Origin of the sequence: Pseudomonas sp. DE0010 (assembly GCF_007680745.1) — a bacterium.
GTDB classification, from domain to species: Bacteria; Pseudomonadota; Gammaproteobacteria; order Pseudomonadales; family Pseudomonadaceae; genus Aquipseudomonas; species Aquipseudomonas parafulva_B.
In genome coordinates this window covers 1-229 of the sequence record NZ_VEJQ01000330.1, presented here as the reverse complement: position 1 = coordinate 229, position 229 = coordinate 1, and the positions used below count along the sequence as shown (strand labels likewise).

General features: G+C 66.4%; 1 protein-coding gene. It reads left to right on the top strand.

The genetic code is table 11. The features are described from left to right. Positions 1-229 (top strand): inositol monophosphatase family protein (locus FS767_RS22740; RefSeq protein WP_305986842.1); only part of this gene is annotated, 229 nt, incomplete at both ends.

Here is a 229-nt window from a genome sequence, read left to right as displayed (position 1 = left end):
GACCCCTTGGACGGCACCAAGGAATTCATCGACGGCAGCGAGGAATTCACCGTCAACGTGGCCCTGGTCGAGCGCGGCCAGGTGATCTTTGGCGTGGTCGGCATCCCCACTCGGGACGTCTGCTTCAGCGGCGGCCGCGACTTGGGCGCCTTCCGTATCCAGGGTGAGGACGGCGTCGAGATCGGCGTGCGCACCCAACCGGAAGAGGCCTTCACCGTGGTCGCCAGTC